The organism is Janthinobacterium sp. GMG1 (genome assembly GCF_034427795.1).
In the GTDB taxonomy this organism is placed as follows: Bacteria; Pseudomonadota; Gammaproteobacteria; order Burkholderiales; family Burkholderiaceae_D; genus Janthinobacterium.
Map to the genome: position 1 here is coordinate 65,970 of NZ_JAXQNT010000010.1, position 14,723 is coordinate 80,692.

Annotated in this window: 18 protein-coding genes; 5 read left to right on the top strand and 13 right to left on the bottom strand. The window is 61.9% G+C overall.

Annotation, left to right across the window (positions count from 1 at the left end; genetic code table 11):
• Nucleotides 1–46 precede the first annotated feature (46 nt).
• Together SJI03_RS22890 and SJI03_RS22895 are read right to left on the bottom strand one after the other, a co-directional pair.
• Nucleotides 47–409: a hypothetical protein gene (locus tag SJI03_RS22890; protein WP_322428713.1), complete on the bottom strand. Its 363-nt coding sequence runs from the start codon at nt 407–409 to the stop codon at nt 47–49.
• Nucleotides 410–421: 12 nt separating this feature from the next.
• Nucleotides 422–685 (bottom strand): DUF378 domain-containing protein, encoded by a 264-nt coding sequence (locus SJI03_RS22895; protein WP_199534280.1) that lies wholly within the window; start codon nt 683–685, stop codon nt 422–424.
• Nucleotides 686–1,011: 326 nt separating this feature from the next.
• Between SJI03_RS22895 and SJI03_RS22900 the strand changes: the two genes are divergently transcribed.
• On the top strand, nt 1,012–2,400 hold the full coding sequence (locus SJI03_RS22900) for a methyl-accepting chemotaxis protein (protein ID WP_322428714.1): 1,389 nt from the start codon (nt 1,012–1,014) through the stop codon (nt 2,398–2,400).
• A 30-nt stretch (nt 2,401–2,430) separates the two neighbouring features.
• Here SJI03_RS22900 and SJI03_RS22905 read toward each other — a convergent pair whose 3' ends face one another.
• Nucleotides 2,431–2,955: a GNAT family N-acetyltransferase gene (locus SJI03_RS22905; RefSeq protein WP_322428715.1), complete on the bottom strand. Its 525-nt coding sequence runs from the start codon at nt 2,953–2,955 to the stop codon at nt 2,431–2,433.
• Between the two features lie 7 nt (nt 2,956–2,962).
• On the bottom strand, nt 2,963–3,535 hold the full coding sequence (locus SJI03_RS22910; protein WP_322428716.1) for an XRE family transcriptional regulator: 573 nt from the start codon (nt 3,533–3,535) through the stop codon (nt 2,963–2,965).
• Between the two features lie 116 nt (nt 3,536–3,651).
• Here SJI03_RS22910 and SJI03_RS22915 point away from each other — a divergent pair, with 116 nt between their 5' ends.
• A complete protein-coding gene (locus tag SJI03_RS22915; protein ID WP_322428717.1) occupies nt 3,652–4,740 on the top strand; it encodes a flavodoxin family protein in 1,089 nt (362 codons plus the stop codon).
• A gap of 10 nt (nt 4,741–4,750) precedes the next feature.
• Here the strand turns inward: SJI03_RS22915 and SJI03_RS22920 are convergent, their stop codons facing one another.
• The gene (locus SJI03_RS22920) at nt 4,751–5,653 is read right to left on the bottom strand and encodes a LysR family transcriptional regulator (protein ID WP_322428718.1); all 903 of its coding nucleotides are present in this window, start codon (nt 5,651–5,653) and stop codon (nt 4,751–4,753) included.
• Between the two features lie 105 nt (nt 5,654–5,758).
• Here SJI03_RS22920 and SJI03_RS22925 point away from each other — a divergent pair, with 105 nt between their 5' ends.
• Together SJI03_RS22925 and SJI03_RS22930 are read left to right on the top strand one after the other, a co-directional pair.
• A complete protein-coding gene (locus SJI03_RS22925) occupies nt 5,759–6,835 on the top strand; it encodes a YeiH family protein (protein ID WP_322428719.1) in 1,077 nt (358 codons plus the stop codon).
• 106 nt (nt 6,836–6,941) lie between these two features.
• Nucleotides 6,942–7,583 carry a LysE family translocator gene (locus SJI03_RS22930; RefSeq protein WP_034755914.1) on the top strand — a complete coding sequence of 214 codons (642 nt, stop codon included), beginning with the start codon at nt 6,942–6,944 and terminating at the stop codon, nt 7,581–7,583.
• A gap of 13 nt (nt 7,584–7,596) precedes the next feature.
• On the opposite strand, the gene SJI03_RS22935 is transcribed toward SJI03_RS22930, so the two are convergent.
• Entirely contained in the window at nt 7,597–8,358 is a 762-nt protein-coding gene (locus SJI03_RS22935) for an alpha/beta hydrolase (protein WP_322428720.1), read from the bottom strand.
• 85 nt (nt 8,359–8,443) lie between these two features.
• Between SJI03_RS22935 and SJI03_RS22940 the strand changes: the two genes are divergently transcribed.
• The gene (locus SJI03_RS22940) at nt 8,444–9,205 is read left to right on the top strand and encodes a helix-turn-helix transcriptional regulator (protein ID WP_322428721.1); all 762 of its coding nucleotides are present in this window, start codon (nt 8,444–8,446) and stop codon (nt 9,203–9,205) included.
• Here the strand turns inward: SJI03_RS22940 and SJI03_RS22945 are convergent.
• The 7 genes from SJI03_RS22945 to SJI03_RS22975 all read right to left on the bottom strand — a co-directional run bounded on the left by SJI03_RS22945 (nt 9,202) and on the right by SJI03_RS22975 (nt 14,719).
• Nucleotides 9,202–9,879 carry a CatA-like O-acetyltransferase gene (locus SJI03_RS22945; RefSeq protein ID WP_322428722.1) on the bottom strand — a complete coding sequence of 226 codons (678 nt, stop codon included), beginning with the start codon at nt 9,877–9,879 and terminating at the stop codon, nt 9,202–9,204. The two genes, SJI03_RS22940 and SJI03_RS22945, sit on opposite strands and share 4 nt — an antisense overlap.
• A 147-nt stretch (nt 9,880–10,026) precedes the next feature.
• Nucleotides 10,027–10,899 (bottom strand): hypothetical protein, encoded by an 873-nt coding sequence (locus tag SJI03_RS22950; RefSeq protein ID WP_322428723.1) that lies wholly within the window; start codon nt 10,897–10,899, stop codon nt 10,027–10,029.
• 139 nt (nt 10,900–11,038) lie between these two features.
• Nucleotides 11,039–11,422: a DUF5071 domain-containing protein gene (locus SJI03_RS22955; protein ID WP_322428724.1), complete on the bottom strand. Its 384-nt coding sequence runs from the start codon at nt 11,420–11,422 to the stop codon at nt 11,039–11,041.
• Nucleotides 11,423–11,442: 20 nt separating this feature from the next.
• Nucleotides 11,443–12,663, bottom strand: coding sequence for an MFS transporter (locus SJI03_RS22960; protein ID WP_322428725.1), 1,221 nt, complete (start codon nt 12,661–12,663; stop codon nt 11,443–11,445).
• A gap of 38 nt (nt 12,664–12,701) precedes the next feature.
• Complete coding sequence (locus SJI03_RS22965; protein ID WP_322428726.1) at nt 12,702–13,328, bottom strand: energy transducer TonB; 627 nt, start codon at nt 13,326–13,328, stop codon at nt 12,702–12,704.
• Nucleotides 13,329–13,470: 142 nt separating this feature from the next.
• Nucleotides 13,471–13,752, bottom strand: coding sequence for a pentapeptide MXKDX repeat protein (locus SJI03_RS22970; RefSeq protein WP_322428727.1), 282 nt, complete (start codon nt 13,750–13,752; stop codon nt 13,471–13,473).
• A 190-nt stretch (nt 13,753–13,942) separates the two neighbouring features.
• Nucleotides 13,943–14,719 carry a molybdopterin-dependent oxidoreductase gene (locus SJI03_RS22975; RefSeq protein ID WP_416208782.1) on the bottom strand — a complete coding sequence of 259 codons (777 nt, stop codon included), beginning with the start codon at nt 14,717–14,719 and terminating at the stop codon, nt 13,943–13,945.
• Nucleotides 14,720–14,723 lie beyond the last annotated feature (4 nt).

The following is a 14,723-nucleotide window of genomic DNA, read 5'->3' on the forward strand; positions in this document are numbered from 1 at the left end:
CACACAGGCACAACGCCTCAAGCCCCCTCAAACCCATTACGCCCGATCAAGCTCCTAGCGCTTGCAGCACGCCCTTGCGCTTCTTGTGCGCCATCTCATAGTCGCGCAGGTGGTGCAACTGGGCGGCCGACAGGCCACCCAGCTTGTCGCGTATCTGCGCCACTGTCAGGTGCTGGTATCCTGCAATTGGCAAGTTGCGCGCCGCCGCTGTGCCGGCAGCCTTGGCCGCAGGCTTTCCATCTCGCTGGCGGCCTGGCTCCTGCTGCGTTTCACCCGCCTGCGCCCTTTGCTTGTTCACGATGCGCGCGGCAACTTCCTCCTCGCGGCCAGGATAGCGCCCCTCCTGCTTGAACTCTTTTTCCAGCTGCTTGAATTCGCGCTCGCGCTTGGGGCTGGCACCGACAGGCATGTGTCCTCCCGTCTAAGGCTTGGCTGGCAGCTTGCGCACGCACAGATAGATGGAATACAGCGCCGCCAGCCCCACCAGCACGTACACGCCGCGCGACGCCGTCGACATGGCGCCCAGGATGCGGGCCACGATGTCGATATCGAACAAGCCCACGAGCGCCCAGTTCAAGCCACCCACGATCAAGAGGATCATGGAGATCCAGTCGACCACGTTCAGGCGCTTTGCCGTCATTTCCTCGTTTGCCGCACCGTCCGATCCTGCCTGGATATTCGCCATGTCAGCCTCCTGTAAATTAGAGTAGAAGAAAGACCCGCCGCCGGGCCTGTACAAAGAACAGTGTAGGCGCGGCACCGCCATGCGCCAGTCGGACGATGCCGGGTATTGAGGTAGGACGGGTCTGTAATACGGCGGGTGATTTTATCTGGCAACATGCAATGCCGCTGTTGCTAAACAGGCAGTGACTAATTCCAATATGGAAATATTTATAGATTACTTAGTACCGCGCTGCTACACTCATTTCACCCCAGCAACTTCAGGGGACAAGCGCCGCATCATGCCGCAGGCATGGAAGATGGCCACCATGGGACAACAGCTGAGGGGACATGAATATTTCAAACATACGTATCGGTGTGCGCCTGACCGCAGGCTTTTTGCTCACTTCGCTTTTACTGGCCGTGGTGGTGCTTATCAGCACGTGGCAGCTGTCGACCGTGAGCGGGGAAATCGACAGCAGCGTGAACCAGCGCTATGCGCGCATCGCACAATTGCAAGCCGCGCGCAACAGCACGCAAGAACAGCCGACCCTGCACGAACTCGACCAGCAGATCGCCACGCAATCGGCGCAGATGCGCACGGCGGCCGAGGCGGCCATGGCCCGCGCCCACGATACCAGTGTGCTCATCATTGCACTGGGCCTGGTCGGCGGCGTGTTGAGCCTGGCCACGGCCTGGTTCATCAGCAGCGGCATCGTGCGGCCCTTGCGGCATGCCGTCAAAGTGGCGCGCAAGGTGGCTGGCGGCGACTTGAGCGAGCATATCCGCGTCGATTCCAGCGATGAAGTGGGGCAACTGCTGCAGGCGCTGAAAGACATGAATGCCAGCTTGATCACGATCGTGGGCGAGGTGCGCGGCGGCACGCACGACATCGCGGGCGCTTCGGGTGAAATTGCCGCCGGCAACCTGGACTTGTCGCAGCGCACGCAGGCGCAAGCCAGTTCGCTGGAACGCACGGCCGCCTCGATGGACGAGCTGACGGGCACCGTCAAGCAAAATGCCGATAACGCACGGCAAGCCAATCAGCTGGCGCAATCGGCCGCGGCAGTGGCCGGCAAAGGGGGCACGGTGGTGGCGCAAGTGGTCGATACCATGAGTTCGATCAACGCTTCATCGAAAAAGATCGTTGACATCATCGGTGTCATTGACGCCATCGCCTTCCAGACGAATATCCTCGCCTTGAACGCGGCCGTGGAAGCGGCGCGGGCCGGCGAACAGGGGCGCGGTTTTGCCGTCGTCGCCGCTGAGGTCCGTACCCTGGCGCAACGCTCGGCCAATGCGGCCAAGGAAATCAAGCAGCTGATCGGCGATTCCGTGGAGCGGGTCGACGCGGGCGCGCGCCTGGTCGACACGGCTGGCGCCACCATGCGCGAGATCGTGGCCAGCGTGCACCGCGTCACGGACATCATGGGCGAAATCAGCATGGCCAGCGGCGAGCAATTGTCAGGCATCGAACAAGTCAATGCCGCCATCGTGCAGATGGAACAGGTGACGCAGCAAAATGCGGCCCTGGTGGAGCAGGCATCGACGGCGGCGGCCAGCATGCAGCAGCGCGCCACGCTACTGTCGGGCACGGTGGGCATTTTCAAGCTGAGCCGTGACCAAGCGTCAGCCCAAGCTGCGCACGGCATCAGCCTGGTGGCCCCGCAGGCCACTCACGCTGTCTCCGCGCCAGCAAATCGCCCTGCCACAACCGTTAGAGCGCGGCTGAAAGCCTGAGTTCCCCCGCCATCGCCGCGCCGCTCTCATTTATAGCTGTTTGTACATGACCGTGGTGGCGTCCAGCCGGTCGCCGGTCGGCGCCAGAGCATAGCCGGGGATGCTGCCGGCCACCACATAGCCGAGCGATAAATACAGCGGTTCCGCATGGTCGCTGCTGCGCGTGTCCAGGGTCAACAGGCTGCGCGGCAAGAGGCGCGCCTGCTCTTCCAGCGCCTGCATCAGCTGGCGCGCGAGGCCTTGGCGGCGGAAAGCAGGCCCGACCAGCAACTTGCGCACTTCGGCCCGGTGCGCCTGGTTGGGATTGGTATCCCAGTCCAGCTGCACTGCGCCGGCCACACGGCCATCGACTTCGGCCACCAGCAGCAGGCGCACGCCGCGCGTGACGGCCGGCAACACGTTATCCGTCCAGAACGCCTGGCTGGCCGTCATGTCGAAGGGCAAGATAAAACCGATGCTGGCGCCGTCGTGCACGCAGTCTTGTAGCAAGACGCCCAGTTCCGGCAAACGTACACGAATATCGGTGGACGAGAAATGGCGTAGCGATGCGGACATGGCGACCTCAGACAAGAAAGAGAAAATAGCGGGCGCCGCTGTCTGGCGGCGTCATGAACGCGCTGGCGCCATGCAACTGGTAGCGCAGGCAGTCACCAGCTTGTAAATCGTGCGAGCGGCCGTCGACTGTCACGTTCAGCTTGCCTTCCTGCAGCAACAGATGGTGTTCCATGCCAGGCCGGGGCGAGGCGGCATAACTGATCGTCACGCCAGCGCCCAGTTCGCATTCGAGCGCTTCGCCGGCCAGCGCACGCGACGGCGGCGAGACGGAGCGGCGGATAAAACCGGTAACCGGGTCCGCCCACACGCTTTGCCCGGCCCGCCGCAGCACGGGCGGGAAATCGTCTTCCACCATCCGCAGCAGACGCGACATGGTCAGGCCATACGCGGCGCACAACTTGCCCAGCACGTTTGTCGTCGGGCTGACTTCGCCATTTTCCAGGCGCGACAGGGTGGCACGGCTGACCTGGCTGGCGGTGGCCAACTGGTCCAGCGACCAGCCCCGCTCCACGCGCAACTGCTTCAGACGCGCCGCCAGCCGCTGTTCCGTATCGTTCTCTGCACTCAGTAAAATTTCCATATATGGGAATTTATCCCATAACAGGGAATTTGGCAAGCAATCGCTGCACAGTTGCTCAGCGCACAGACCTGCGGCCGGCCCTCAGGCACGATGCACCATCACTTCAAGGAGAAGCCATGGTCGCCACTCCCTCCACTCCCGAGCTACGCCTGGGCCAGGCGCCCGCGCCACTGGGCAGGGTTGAATTTCATCTGCAATTCATCCGCTCGTTTGCCGATCCCACGTTCGACGCCGTGCGCGACGCCCTGGTGCAGGTGGAAGAAGTGGCGTGGAAGAATTACCAGGATGGCCGCAAGGCGCCAGTGACACAGAAAGCGGGGCCCGGCTTTCTTGACCCCGACTACGACTTGTCCGTGGAGTGGAAAGCCACGCGCGACCGCTTGCTGGCCGCCGAAACGCGCCAGAAAGATTCCGCCACGCCATCGCGCGTGCTGCTGATCTGCGGCGCGGCGCGCAATGACGGTTCGTGCCCCGGCGAAATCTCGAAGACGTGGCGCATGACGCAGTGGGCCAGTGAAATATTGCAGGCCGACCACATCGAAGCGGACGTGCTGGACCTGAGCCTGCTGACCTCCTCGTATGATTTGCACATTCATCCGTGCAAGGGCTGCGTCTCAACGGCCATGCCCCTGTGCCACTGGCCGTGCAGCTGCTACCCGAACCATGGCACACGGCAGACGAATGACTGGATGGCGGAGATTTACGAACGCTGGACGGCCGCGCACGCCGTCATCATCCTCACGCCCGTGTACTGGTACCAGACGCCAAGCGTGCTGAAACTGATGATAGACCGGCTCGTGTGCGCCGATGGCGGCAACCCCGATCCCACGTCCACGCACGGCAAGAAAGCCGTGGAAGCGAAAGCGCTGGAATTGCAAGGCTGGAATTACCCGAAACACCTGGCCGGGCGCGCTTATGGCCTCGTCGTGCACGGCGACGTGGCCGGCATCGAAGGCGTGCGGCGGGGTTTGTCCGACTGGCTGGACTGGATGGGCCTGGTCGACGCGGGCGCCAAGTCGCGGCTGGACCGCTACATCGGCTATTACGACAGTTACGCGCAAAGCCATGACACCCTGGACCGCGACACCAAGATGCAGGAAGAAGTGTGCAACGTGGCGCGCGCCGTGGCGGAAGCCGTCAAGCGGTTGCGCGCTGGTACGCTGGCCCCGCCCGATGCGAACCTGTCGCCACCACGGCCCAAGTAAGACGCGCCCCCTAGCCCGCCATGCGCGACGCGTGGCGGCACAATTCCAGGAAACCAGCCAGGCGCGGCGAGAGAATCTTCTTGGACTGGCGGATCAGATAAAAGTTGCGCTCCAGGGGCGGCAGCATGGTCTCGAGCTCCACCAGTTGCCCGCTGGCCAGCAAATCTGCCACGACGACCCGTGACAGGCAGGCGATGCCGAGACCGGCCGCGGCGCCATATTTGATGGCTTCCGAATTGCTGAACTCGCCTGCGGCGCGCAGATAGTGCAGATACGGCACCAATGCTTGCTCCACGGCTTCGCGTGTGCCAGAGCCCGCTTCGCGCAGCAGCCAGCCCGCCTGGTTCAGCTCCGTAAAACTGAGCAAATGGCGCAGCTGGGCCAGCGGATGCGTGGGCGCAGCCACGATCAGCATCTGGTCCGTCAGCCACGGTTCCACCAGCAAGCCCGCTTCGTGGCACGGCCCTTCGATCAGGCCGATATCGACACGGAACTCGGCCACGGCGGCCGCGATGTCGGCTGTGTTGGCAATCGTCACTTGCGGGATGCTGCGCCCGTATTGCTGCGCCGCCTGCGCCAGAATCTGCGGCAACAGATAGATGCCTATCGTCGTGCTGGCGCCGATTTGCAGGCTGACGGGCACGGACGGGTCCGCGCCCGCGAACTGGCGCTCGATGCTGGCGGCCCCGTCGCGCATCTGCCGCGCCTGCGGCAACAGCAAACGGCCATTGTCGTTGAGCAGCAGTCGCTTGCCCACCCGGTCGAACAGTTGCGCACCGAGCAAGGTTTCCAGTTCATTCAGGGCCGCGCTGGTGGCAGATTGCGACAGCGCAATCTGCTCGCCAGCCGCACTGGTGCTGCCCGTGTCCGCCACGGCCAGGAAAATCTGCAGTTGCCGCAAGGTCAACGCCATCTCATGTACTCACTTAATAGGTTAAACATACAAAAATAATCCGTTTTACCATTTAATCGACGAACTGTACAGTCATGCCATACGCATAAAAACATGGAGTACGGCATGCCATCCCTATCAACAAGCAACACAACAAATTTCAGCGACCGCTACGGCCGATTGCTGCCCGGCCTACTGCTCAGCGGCGTGATCGCCTATGGCGCCATTCAACTGGGCAAGCTGGAATGGATGCAAAGCCACGGCATGAGCGCCCTGACCCTGGCCATCATGCTGGGTATTGTGCTGGGCAACAGCCTGTATGGCCGACTGGCGCCCACGTGCGGCGCAGGTGTAACCTTTTCCAAGCAGACATTATTACGACTCGGCATCATCCTGTACGGCTTCCGCCTGACGTTCCAGGATATTGGCCAGGTGGGCCTGGCCGGCATCGCCATCGACGCGCTGGTGCTGGCGTCCACGTTTGGGCTGGCCATGTTCCTCGGCACCAAGGTGTTCAAGCTGGAACGCAACAGCGCCATCCTGATCGGCGCGGGCAGCTCGATCTGCGGCGCGGCGGCCGTGATGGCGACGGAGCCCGTCGTCAAGGGGCGCAGCGAAGACGTCACCGTGGCCGTCTCCACCGTCGTCGTGTTCGGCACCATCGCCATCTTCTTGTACCCGCTGCTGTATCAGCTGAACCTGGGCTGGCAAGTGCTGGGCGCCACGCCCACTGCGTTTGGCGTGTACATCGGCTCGACCGTGCATGAGGTGGCGCAGGTGGTCGCGGCCGGCAAGTCGATCGGGCAAGAGGCGGCGAATGCGGCTGTGATCGCCAAGATGGTGCGTGTAATGATGCTGGCGCCGTTTCTCGTCATCCTGTCGGCGGTGCTGGCGCGCGGCAAAGCCAAGGCCGGCGGCCACGACAAGGCCACCAAGCTGGCCATCCCCTGGTTCGCCTTCATTTTTATTGCCGTGGTCGCCTTCAATTCGCTGGGCCTGCTGCCAGCGGGCACGGTAGCCACCATCACGGATCTCGATACGGCCTTGCTGGCCATGGCCATGGCGGCCCTGGGCTTGACCACGCACATGTCGGCCATCCGCCGCGCTGGCATCAAACCCCTGCTGCTGGCCGGCTTGCTGTTCTGCTGGCTGATCGCCGGTGGCGCCGCCATCAACCATGTGGTCGCCAGCCTGTTTGCCTGAAACTGGCCAGTTCCCGCCCAGGCTAGCCGACACGAGAGCCGAAAACTTCGTACAATATGAGTGTTTTGACTCTCAATCCGGCTTCGGCCCCCATCCAGGAACACCCATGCATCTCTCGAACTGGCTGCTTTTCTGCAGCGTCGCCCTGCTCGTCACGTTTTCTCCCGGCCCGGCCGTCTTGCTGGCTATCTCGAATGCTATCGCCGTCGGCCCCCGCCGCGCGATGATCAGCAGCATGGGCAATGGTTTTGGCCTGTTCATCATTTCCGGCGTGGCCATGGCCGGCATGGGCGTCGTGCTGGCCACTTCGGCCACGGCCTTCATGCTGCTGAAACTGGCTGGCGCCCTGTACCTGGTGTACCTGGGCATCAAGCAATGGCGCAGCAAGACCAGCGTCGTGGCCGATGCGCCCGTGGTGGCCGGCGCGGCGAATCCTAATTCGTTCTGGAAACTCTTCCGCCAGGGCTTGACGGTGGCGCTGACCAATCCGAAAGCCATCCTGTTCTTCTCGGCACTGTTCCCGCAATTCATCACGCCGGGCGAACCCGTGGCCATCCAGTTCACCGTGCTGACGACCTCGTTTGTCGCCTGCGCCATGCTGGCCCACTTGTTCTATGCCAACCTGGCGCGCCTGCTGAAAACCCAGCTGGCCACGCCGGGCCGCGCCAAGCTGTTCAACCGCATCACGGGCGGCGCCTTCGTCTTGCTGGGCCTGAGCCTGCTGCGCCTGCGCAGCAAGGCGGCATAATTACAGCTAAGTACTACTGCAGTAGAAACGTCTCGATGCTGGCCGCCAGGGCCAGCGGCGTTTCATTCATCGGATAGTGTCCCGCATTGCCCAGCACCTCCAGCCGGGCTTGCGGGTACCACGCCAGATACGTGCGGCGCATCAGGGCCGCATCGAAACGGGGGTCGTGCTCTCCCACCAGCGCCAGCAACGGTAGTGCCACGCGCGCCGCCTTGATTTCCTCACTGAAATCCGTCCCGCTCCAGGCGAGAAAATAGGCGGCAAACGCGGCTGGATCCGACCTTTCCCACGAATATTGCGCCTTCCAATCCAGCCAGGTGGCGGGCAAGCGCCCGCCCGTGCTGCGATCGATGATGGCGCGCCGCGCCGCCACGCTATCAGCGGCCGCGAGAAACGTCGCGCGGGCTGCTGCATCGAAGGCCACGCCGCAGCTGGGCACGGGCGCCACGGCCACCAGTTTGCGCAGGCGCAAGGGCGCCAGCAAGGCCAGCCGTTCCAGCGCCATGCCGCCCATGGAATGGCCCACCACGCTGAACGTCGCAAAACCGAGCGCATCGGCCAAGGCCAGGGCGTCCTTGGCCACTTCGTCAATCGAGTACGTCCCTGCCGCGCCACGCATGCCGCCATAGCCGCGATTGTCCATGAAGACATAGCTGAAAGCGTCGCCATCGAGGGCCGCTTCCATCGGGGAAAAAGCGTTGGCGTCGCCAAACCAGCCGTGCAGGACGATGACGGCGTGCGGGCCATGGCCCACGCGGTGATAGGTATTGTGCATGTTCACTCCTGAAAAAGAGTCAATGGTAAGCGGCCAGCGAGCGGCCCGCCTTCGATGCCAGGTCAAATACTGTAGAGTATGGGCCATGGATGATTTTTATACGGAAGTGCCGCGCCCCTTGATCGCCACGGCGCGCGACCATGCGCCTGATGCTGTCTTTCCCAGCCACAGCCATGCGCGCGGGCAATTTGCGTATGCAGCACGCGGCGTGATCAGCGTGCACACGCCGCAAGGCAACTGGCTGGTGCCGCCGCAACGCGCCTGCTGGGTACCGGCCCAGCTCATCCACGGCATGCGCATGCATGGCGCCGTGACCATGCACAACGTGTTTATCGACGCCGCCGCCATCCCCGGAACCGGCTTGCCGTCCCACTGCCAGGTGCTGGACGCCTCGCCGCTGCTGCGCCAGTTGCTGGCCGAGGCCGTGACCGTGGAAGCCATGTATGCGGAAGCGTCGCGCGCCGGACGGCTGATGGCCTTGCTGCTCGACGAGATTGCCGCCGCCCAGCCCCTGCCCCTGAACGCGCCCCTGCCGCAGGAACCCCGGCTGGCGCGGCTATGCATGGAATTTCTACGGCAACCGAGCCTGGACAGCGGCCTGGACACAATGGCGGCGCAGGCGGGCATGAGCCGACGCACCTTTACGCGGCAGTTCCGTGCCCAGACGGGCCTGGCCTTTGCCCAGTGGCGCCAGCAAGCGTGCCTGCTGGCGGCCATCACGCGCCTGGCCGACGGGCAAGCCGTCACCAGGATCGCGCTCGACCTCGGCTATGCCAGCCCCAGCGCCTTCACGGCCGCCTTCCGCCGCGTGCTGGACCAGGCGCCAAGCGATTATCTGTCGACCTAGGAAATGATGGCGGCGATGCGCTGGCCCAGCGCCTGCGCCAGTTTCTGCACATGGTAGCCGTCGACAAAACCATGGTGGGCTTGCGTGGAAAACGGCACCCGCATGCGGCCATCGTCCTGCGCGGGGCCGAACTTGCCCCAAGTAAAGGTCGGGATGTCGGCGTCGCGGTGGCGGTAGATCGGGTGCTCGATGGCCGCCAGTTCCAGCCATGGCAAGCAGGTAATGAAGATATTGTTGCGCTGCTGGCGCTCGCTCTCTCCCTCGCCCGTATTGATCAGCGCGGAACTGGCTTCGGCGAGGCGCTTGGCGTCCAGGCTGCGCGCGATGAATAGATCGAGCTGGTCCGTCATCGCGAAGCGCGTGTAATTGAGGTTCTCATCGCCGTTGATGACGGTGTACGAGGCGGGGAAATCGTCGATGCGTATCACTTCACCCTGGTAGATGCGGTACATGAAGTTGTCGATTTCCTTGACCGTATTGAGCAGGCAAAACAGGAAAAAGTGAAACACGGGAATCTGCCGTGCCTTGCAATACGGCCGGAAGTCCGGCACGTCGAGCTGGAAGTTGATGTTGACGAGGGGATTGTCAAACGCCCGGAACAAATCATAGCGGTCACGCCGCTTTTCAAAATTTTTCATGCGGCGAGTGTAGACGATGGCGGTGCTGGCGGGCAAGTCACGTCATGAGCGCATGTAATGTTTTTTTGATATTCGTCATTCGACAGTCAATGTGTTTTCATTTTTTATCTGAAACTGACTGCCGACCGGGATAGCCCGGTCGCAAGCCTCCCTGTAGCGGGAGGCATACTTTCGCCGGATTTTTTACCCGGCCTGATTAATCTCGTCGTCCAGCATATTGGCGAACAGGTCGAAACTCAGAATACCCGTGCCGATGCATGAAAATACCGTGCTGCCTGCCGCATCCTTGATCGTCAGTTTCTCGGTCCAGTCATTCTGATTCATGCATTTCAGGCTGGTGCCAGGCCAGGTGACGCCATCCACATGCAAGCCCTGCGCCGATAATGCCAGTTCCTGTGTCTTGACATTCAGGAAATTGCCGAACAAGCGTTTCTTGTACACGTCGCCGCTGCTGATGTAACGGAAATTCACGCACTCGCCGTCTGCGAGTTTTTTCTTCAGGACGGGCATGCGGTCTTCCAGGTAACGGGAACGAAACTCGTCCATGAACTCGTCAAAGCGCTTGAGTTCTCCGGTAGCCCATATCCAGGGCTGGTCGGCACCCGTCCGATAGGCTAAGTTATTAATCATGCCGGCCATGGCGGTGGAGCCGCCAGCGAACAGATACAGGTCTTCGATATCGGCAAAGGCAGCGTAGCTGCGAATACCGTCCAATTCATGCACCACACCGTCTTCATGCAATTCAAAACGGCTCTTCCGCCGCTTGAGCATTACCGCGCGCATGACCAGCACCAGCAGTGCGATCAGCAATAGAAAAGCCGCCGTGCCATAAAGAATCGTCAAATTGCTGTGCGTGCCCAGCTTGGCGCCGTTACGCAAGGTCATGGCTTGCACATCAGTGAGTGTCTTCTGGGGCAAGGTCGTGCTCAGGTACAGCACGAAACCCGCCACTGCCGCCAGGATCGCCGCAAATACCGCAAAGAGCATAGGCACCGTCTTGCCATGCAAATACACTGCGAGTGCTTTATTGGTTTGCGGGATACTAAAATTGCCCATGTAATCTTCCTGTTAAATGATAGAGAGTTTTCAAAACCCGGATGCCGACAAATATTCGGACCGGATTGTCGCCTATCTATTGCAGGAATGGCCACACGCACGCACATTCAATACTGATGCGCTCCAATCATGACCCTGATTATTGACTGGGCACGGTGATTAACTGGCATTGCAGGATTTCCCGGGCCACCTCGGCCACGCCTTCCTCCAGCTCTTCGATTGTTGGCGCATAAGCGCAGCGTTTCAATTCCCCGCCTAATTCGAACGCCAGCTCCCGTGAATGGCGCACAATACCCTGCAGCACAAAATACTTCCACTGTGCGTCGCCACTGGCCAGCACCGTTTTGATATAGGGAGCGAGGCGCGGACCGATGCCGGCCAGATACGGCAGGAGCACGGCTGCCACGGGCCAGTTCGCATCTTGCACCCATTCCAGTATCTCCGGCATGGCTGGAGCAATGTCGTTCCATGGCAAGGCAATAAGGGCTTGCGCGTTCTGCGTATCGTGCTTATCGCGCGGCAATGGCAGATGTATGCGTAGTGTCATGTGGCGCCGCCGTGCGCCAGGCCCCGTTGCACTTTCCATGCCAACGGTAAAGTGAGCAGCAATACGGCTGCCAGCGCCAGCAAGGCCGTGTTCACGCTCGTATGGTCGCCCAGCGCGCCGAACAGCACGGGCGACATCGCCCCGCCGCCGATGCTGCCCGTGTAAAACAGCGCAAACGCATACTCGCGCTTGCCAGGCTCGGCCAGCTCCGGCACCACGCCATACAACACGGACGAAGTGCCGTTCAGCGCCAGCCCCAGCAGCGGCAACATGGCCATGACGCCGGCCAGCGGCAGCCACAGGGCCAGCACGATCAGCAGCGAGGTCATCGATTCCGTCAGCCACACGGTCTTCATCATGCCGATGCGCGCGCCCAGGTAGCCGCACAGCAGCTTGCCGAAGGCGCCGCCCACGAACAGCAGGGACAGGGCCACGCCGATGCCGGCCGTGCCCGCGCCCTTGCTTTTCAGCAAGAATGGCAGGAAGGTGAGAAAACCCATGCGCACGGCGCTGTCCAGGGTGCCCGTGGCCAGCAGCGCACGAAAGCTGCCTTTCGCGCCACTGCCGGTGATGGTCTTGCTGGCCTTTTTCGTGCCCGCCTGCAGCTCGCCCGGCTTCGGCAGCATCCACCACAGCAAGCCGGCCGCCGCCAGACCCAGCAAGCCCAGCAGGGAAACGCTGGCTTGCCAGCTGCACACGAGCAACAGCAAGCCCACCAGCGCGGGAATCAGGGTCTTGCCGATATCGCCGGCAAAATTGTAGTGCGACAGCGCCTCCTTGACGCCGCCGCCCGCCTCGTGCGTGTCGGTGACGATGGAAGACGCCAGCGGATGCTGGGTGCTGGCGCCCAGGCCGCCCAGCAGCAGGGCGAACAGCAGCACGGCCAGGCCGCCCGCCTGCCCGGCGATCAGGTAGGCGATGCCGGCCAGCGCCGTGCCGCCCACCAGCATGCGCTCGCGTCCCCAGCGCCTGGCCAGGCGGCTGGCCAGCAACTGGAAGCCGGCCATCATGCCCGAGTAGGAACCGCGCAAGAGGCCCACCATGGCGTAGCTGATAGCAAACTGCGCCTGCCAGATGGGCAACAGCACATAGATCACGTCCGTCAAGCCGTCATGCACGGCATGCGCGCTGCAGGCGGCGAACAGCGAGCGGCGGCGGATCGATTTATCGGAGGAGCTCGATACGGTGGTAACAGCGGCGGCGGATGGCTCAGTCATGACTTCGGCGGGGAAACAATGTGGAGAGTGCAAGCTTACTACAGGGCCTGGCGGCGCAGCATCACCTTGCCATACGTGCTCCAGCTACGCGTGCCGCCAACTTCAGTATCGATAGCAAAACGACAACCCTGCACATAGGTAACAGCCGCCTCGACCAGTTCCGCTGGCACGCCTGGCGCTTCGGCCACGATGCGTGCAGGGGCTCCTTCACTGCCGATAAACATGCGCAGCACTACGCCGCTGTCATTGCTGGCCGATTTGTCGAGGTTGTTATAGCCCTGGACGCGCTGGGAAGGCTGGCAGCTGCCGGGCACCAGCAAGGGACGCAAGAGCTCGGCATCGTCCAGGTCCCATACATATTGAACACTAAAATTTTCCTTGGCCGCTCTATCAGCAGGGAACACGCACTGCCGCACATTGCTCAGCGCCGCATCGTCCAGCACTTTCCACCCCGAACTGCGTGCCACGGATGCCGATGCCACCTTGCCATCCTGCCCCACGGAAAAGCGCATGGTCGTTTTACCTTCCAGTTCATACAGGCGCGCCTCGTGCGGATACACTTGCGGCGGACAGGTCGCGCCCGGCATCGCCTGGCCAAGCCCGGGCAGGATGGCCAGCACCGCTGCAGCACAGCGTAATGGGAAGCTTGCTTCATGCATCGGCATCGTTACTCCAGCAATTGCTATTAAATAAGTTTTCAATTTTAGCAAATTGCAATGAACATCAGCAAACCGCTGGCCAAACGACGGCAGGCGCACCATCCTCGCCGGGTGGCGCGCCTGCCCATGCAAAACCTTGCTTGCCCGCTTATTTGGCCATCGCATCCTTGGCCATACCATCCTTTTTCATTTCATCCTTCTTCATGCCATCCTTTGCCATGCCATCCTTGGCCATGTGGTCCTTCTTCATGTGTTTCTTGGCCATCGGCTTTTTCATGCCGTCCTTGCCCATGCCGTCCTTGTGCATGGCATCGGCCGTGGCGTCCTTGGCCATCGGATCTTTTTTCATGGCGTCCTGGGCAAACGCGGCGCCCGACATGAGGATGGCGGAAGCGAGGATGGCGGCGAAGGTGGTGATCGTGGTTTTCATGATAAGTCCTTGTCTCAGTGTGGGATGGGCGAGATTGCCCGGTGATAAAGCTGTTGCTGTGCTACGGGTGCTGCTTGCTGCTAAATAACAGGAAGACCGGGAGGTGGTCAGGGCCAGGCGCATTGCCGCAGGCAATACGATTAGTACGACAAGGCAATGCAACGCCGCACTGGCCGGCTCCCCGGTCTTACTAGGAACCGCCAAACCAGTTGTAGCCCTGGTTCTCCCAGTACCCTCCCGGATACGTATTCGTCACGAAAATGGCCTGGATATGTTTCGGATTTTTGTAGCCCAGCTTGGTCGGCATGCGCAGTTTCATGGGGTAGCCATATTTGGGCGGCAATTCCTGGTCGTCGTACGTCAAGGCCATGATGGTTTGCGGATGCAGGGCCGTGGCCATGTCGATGCTGGTGAAATAATCATCGGCGCACTTGAAGCCGATGTATTTCGCCGTCGTGTCGGCGCCCACGCGCCGCAGGAAGTGGGCAAACGGCACGCCGCCCCACTTGCCGATCGCGCTCCAGCCTTCCACGCAAATGTGGCGCGTCACCTGCGTTTCCTGCGGCAGGGCACGCAGCTGCGGCAGGGTCCACGACTTCTTGTCGGAGATCAAGCCGCTCAATTCCAGGCGCCAGGCGTCGCCATCGACCTCTTCCACTTCATCCTCGCCGTAATACGCGTTGAAGGGAAACGGCCGCGTGATCATGGAATCGGGATACGTAGGCGCCAGTTTGTTCGGGTCGAACAGCCAGCCTTGCACCGTGTCATTCATGCGCGACACCGCCGTCAAGGCTGTCTCGATGGCGGACGGATCGCTGACATTGCATCCCGTCAGCAAGGACAGGCCACCCAGGGTCAAACTGCGCTGCAGGAACAGGCGCCGCGACGGCTGCTTGATCTGGCGCAAGGCGTCGGCCAGCATGGCCTGGCCATGCTCCGGCACGAGGATGGTTTTTTTCATGTTCATCTCC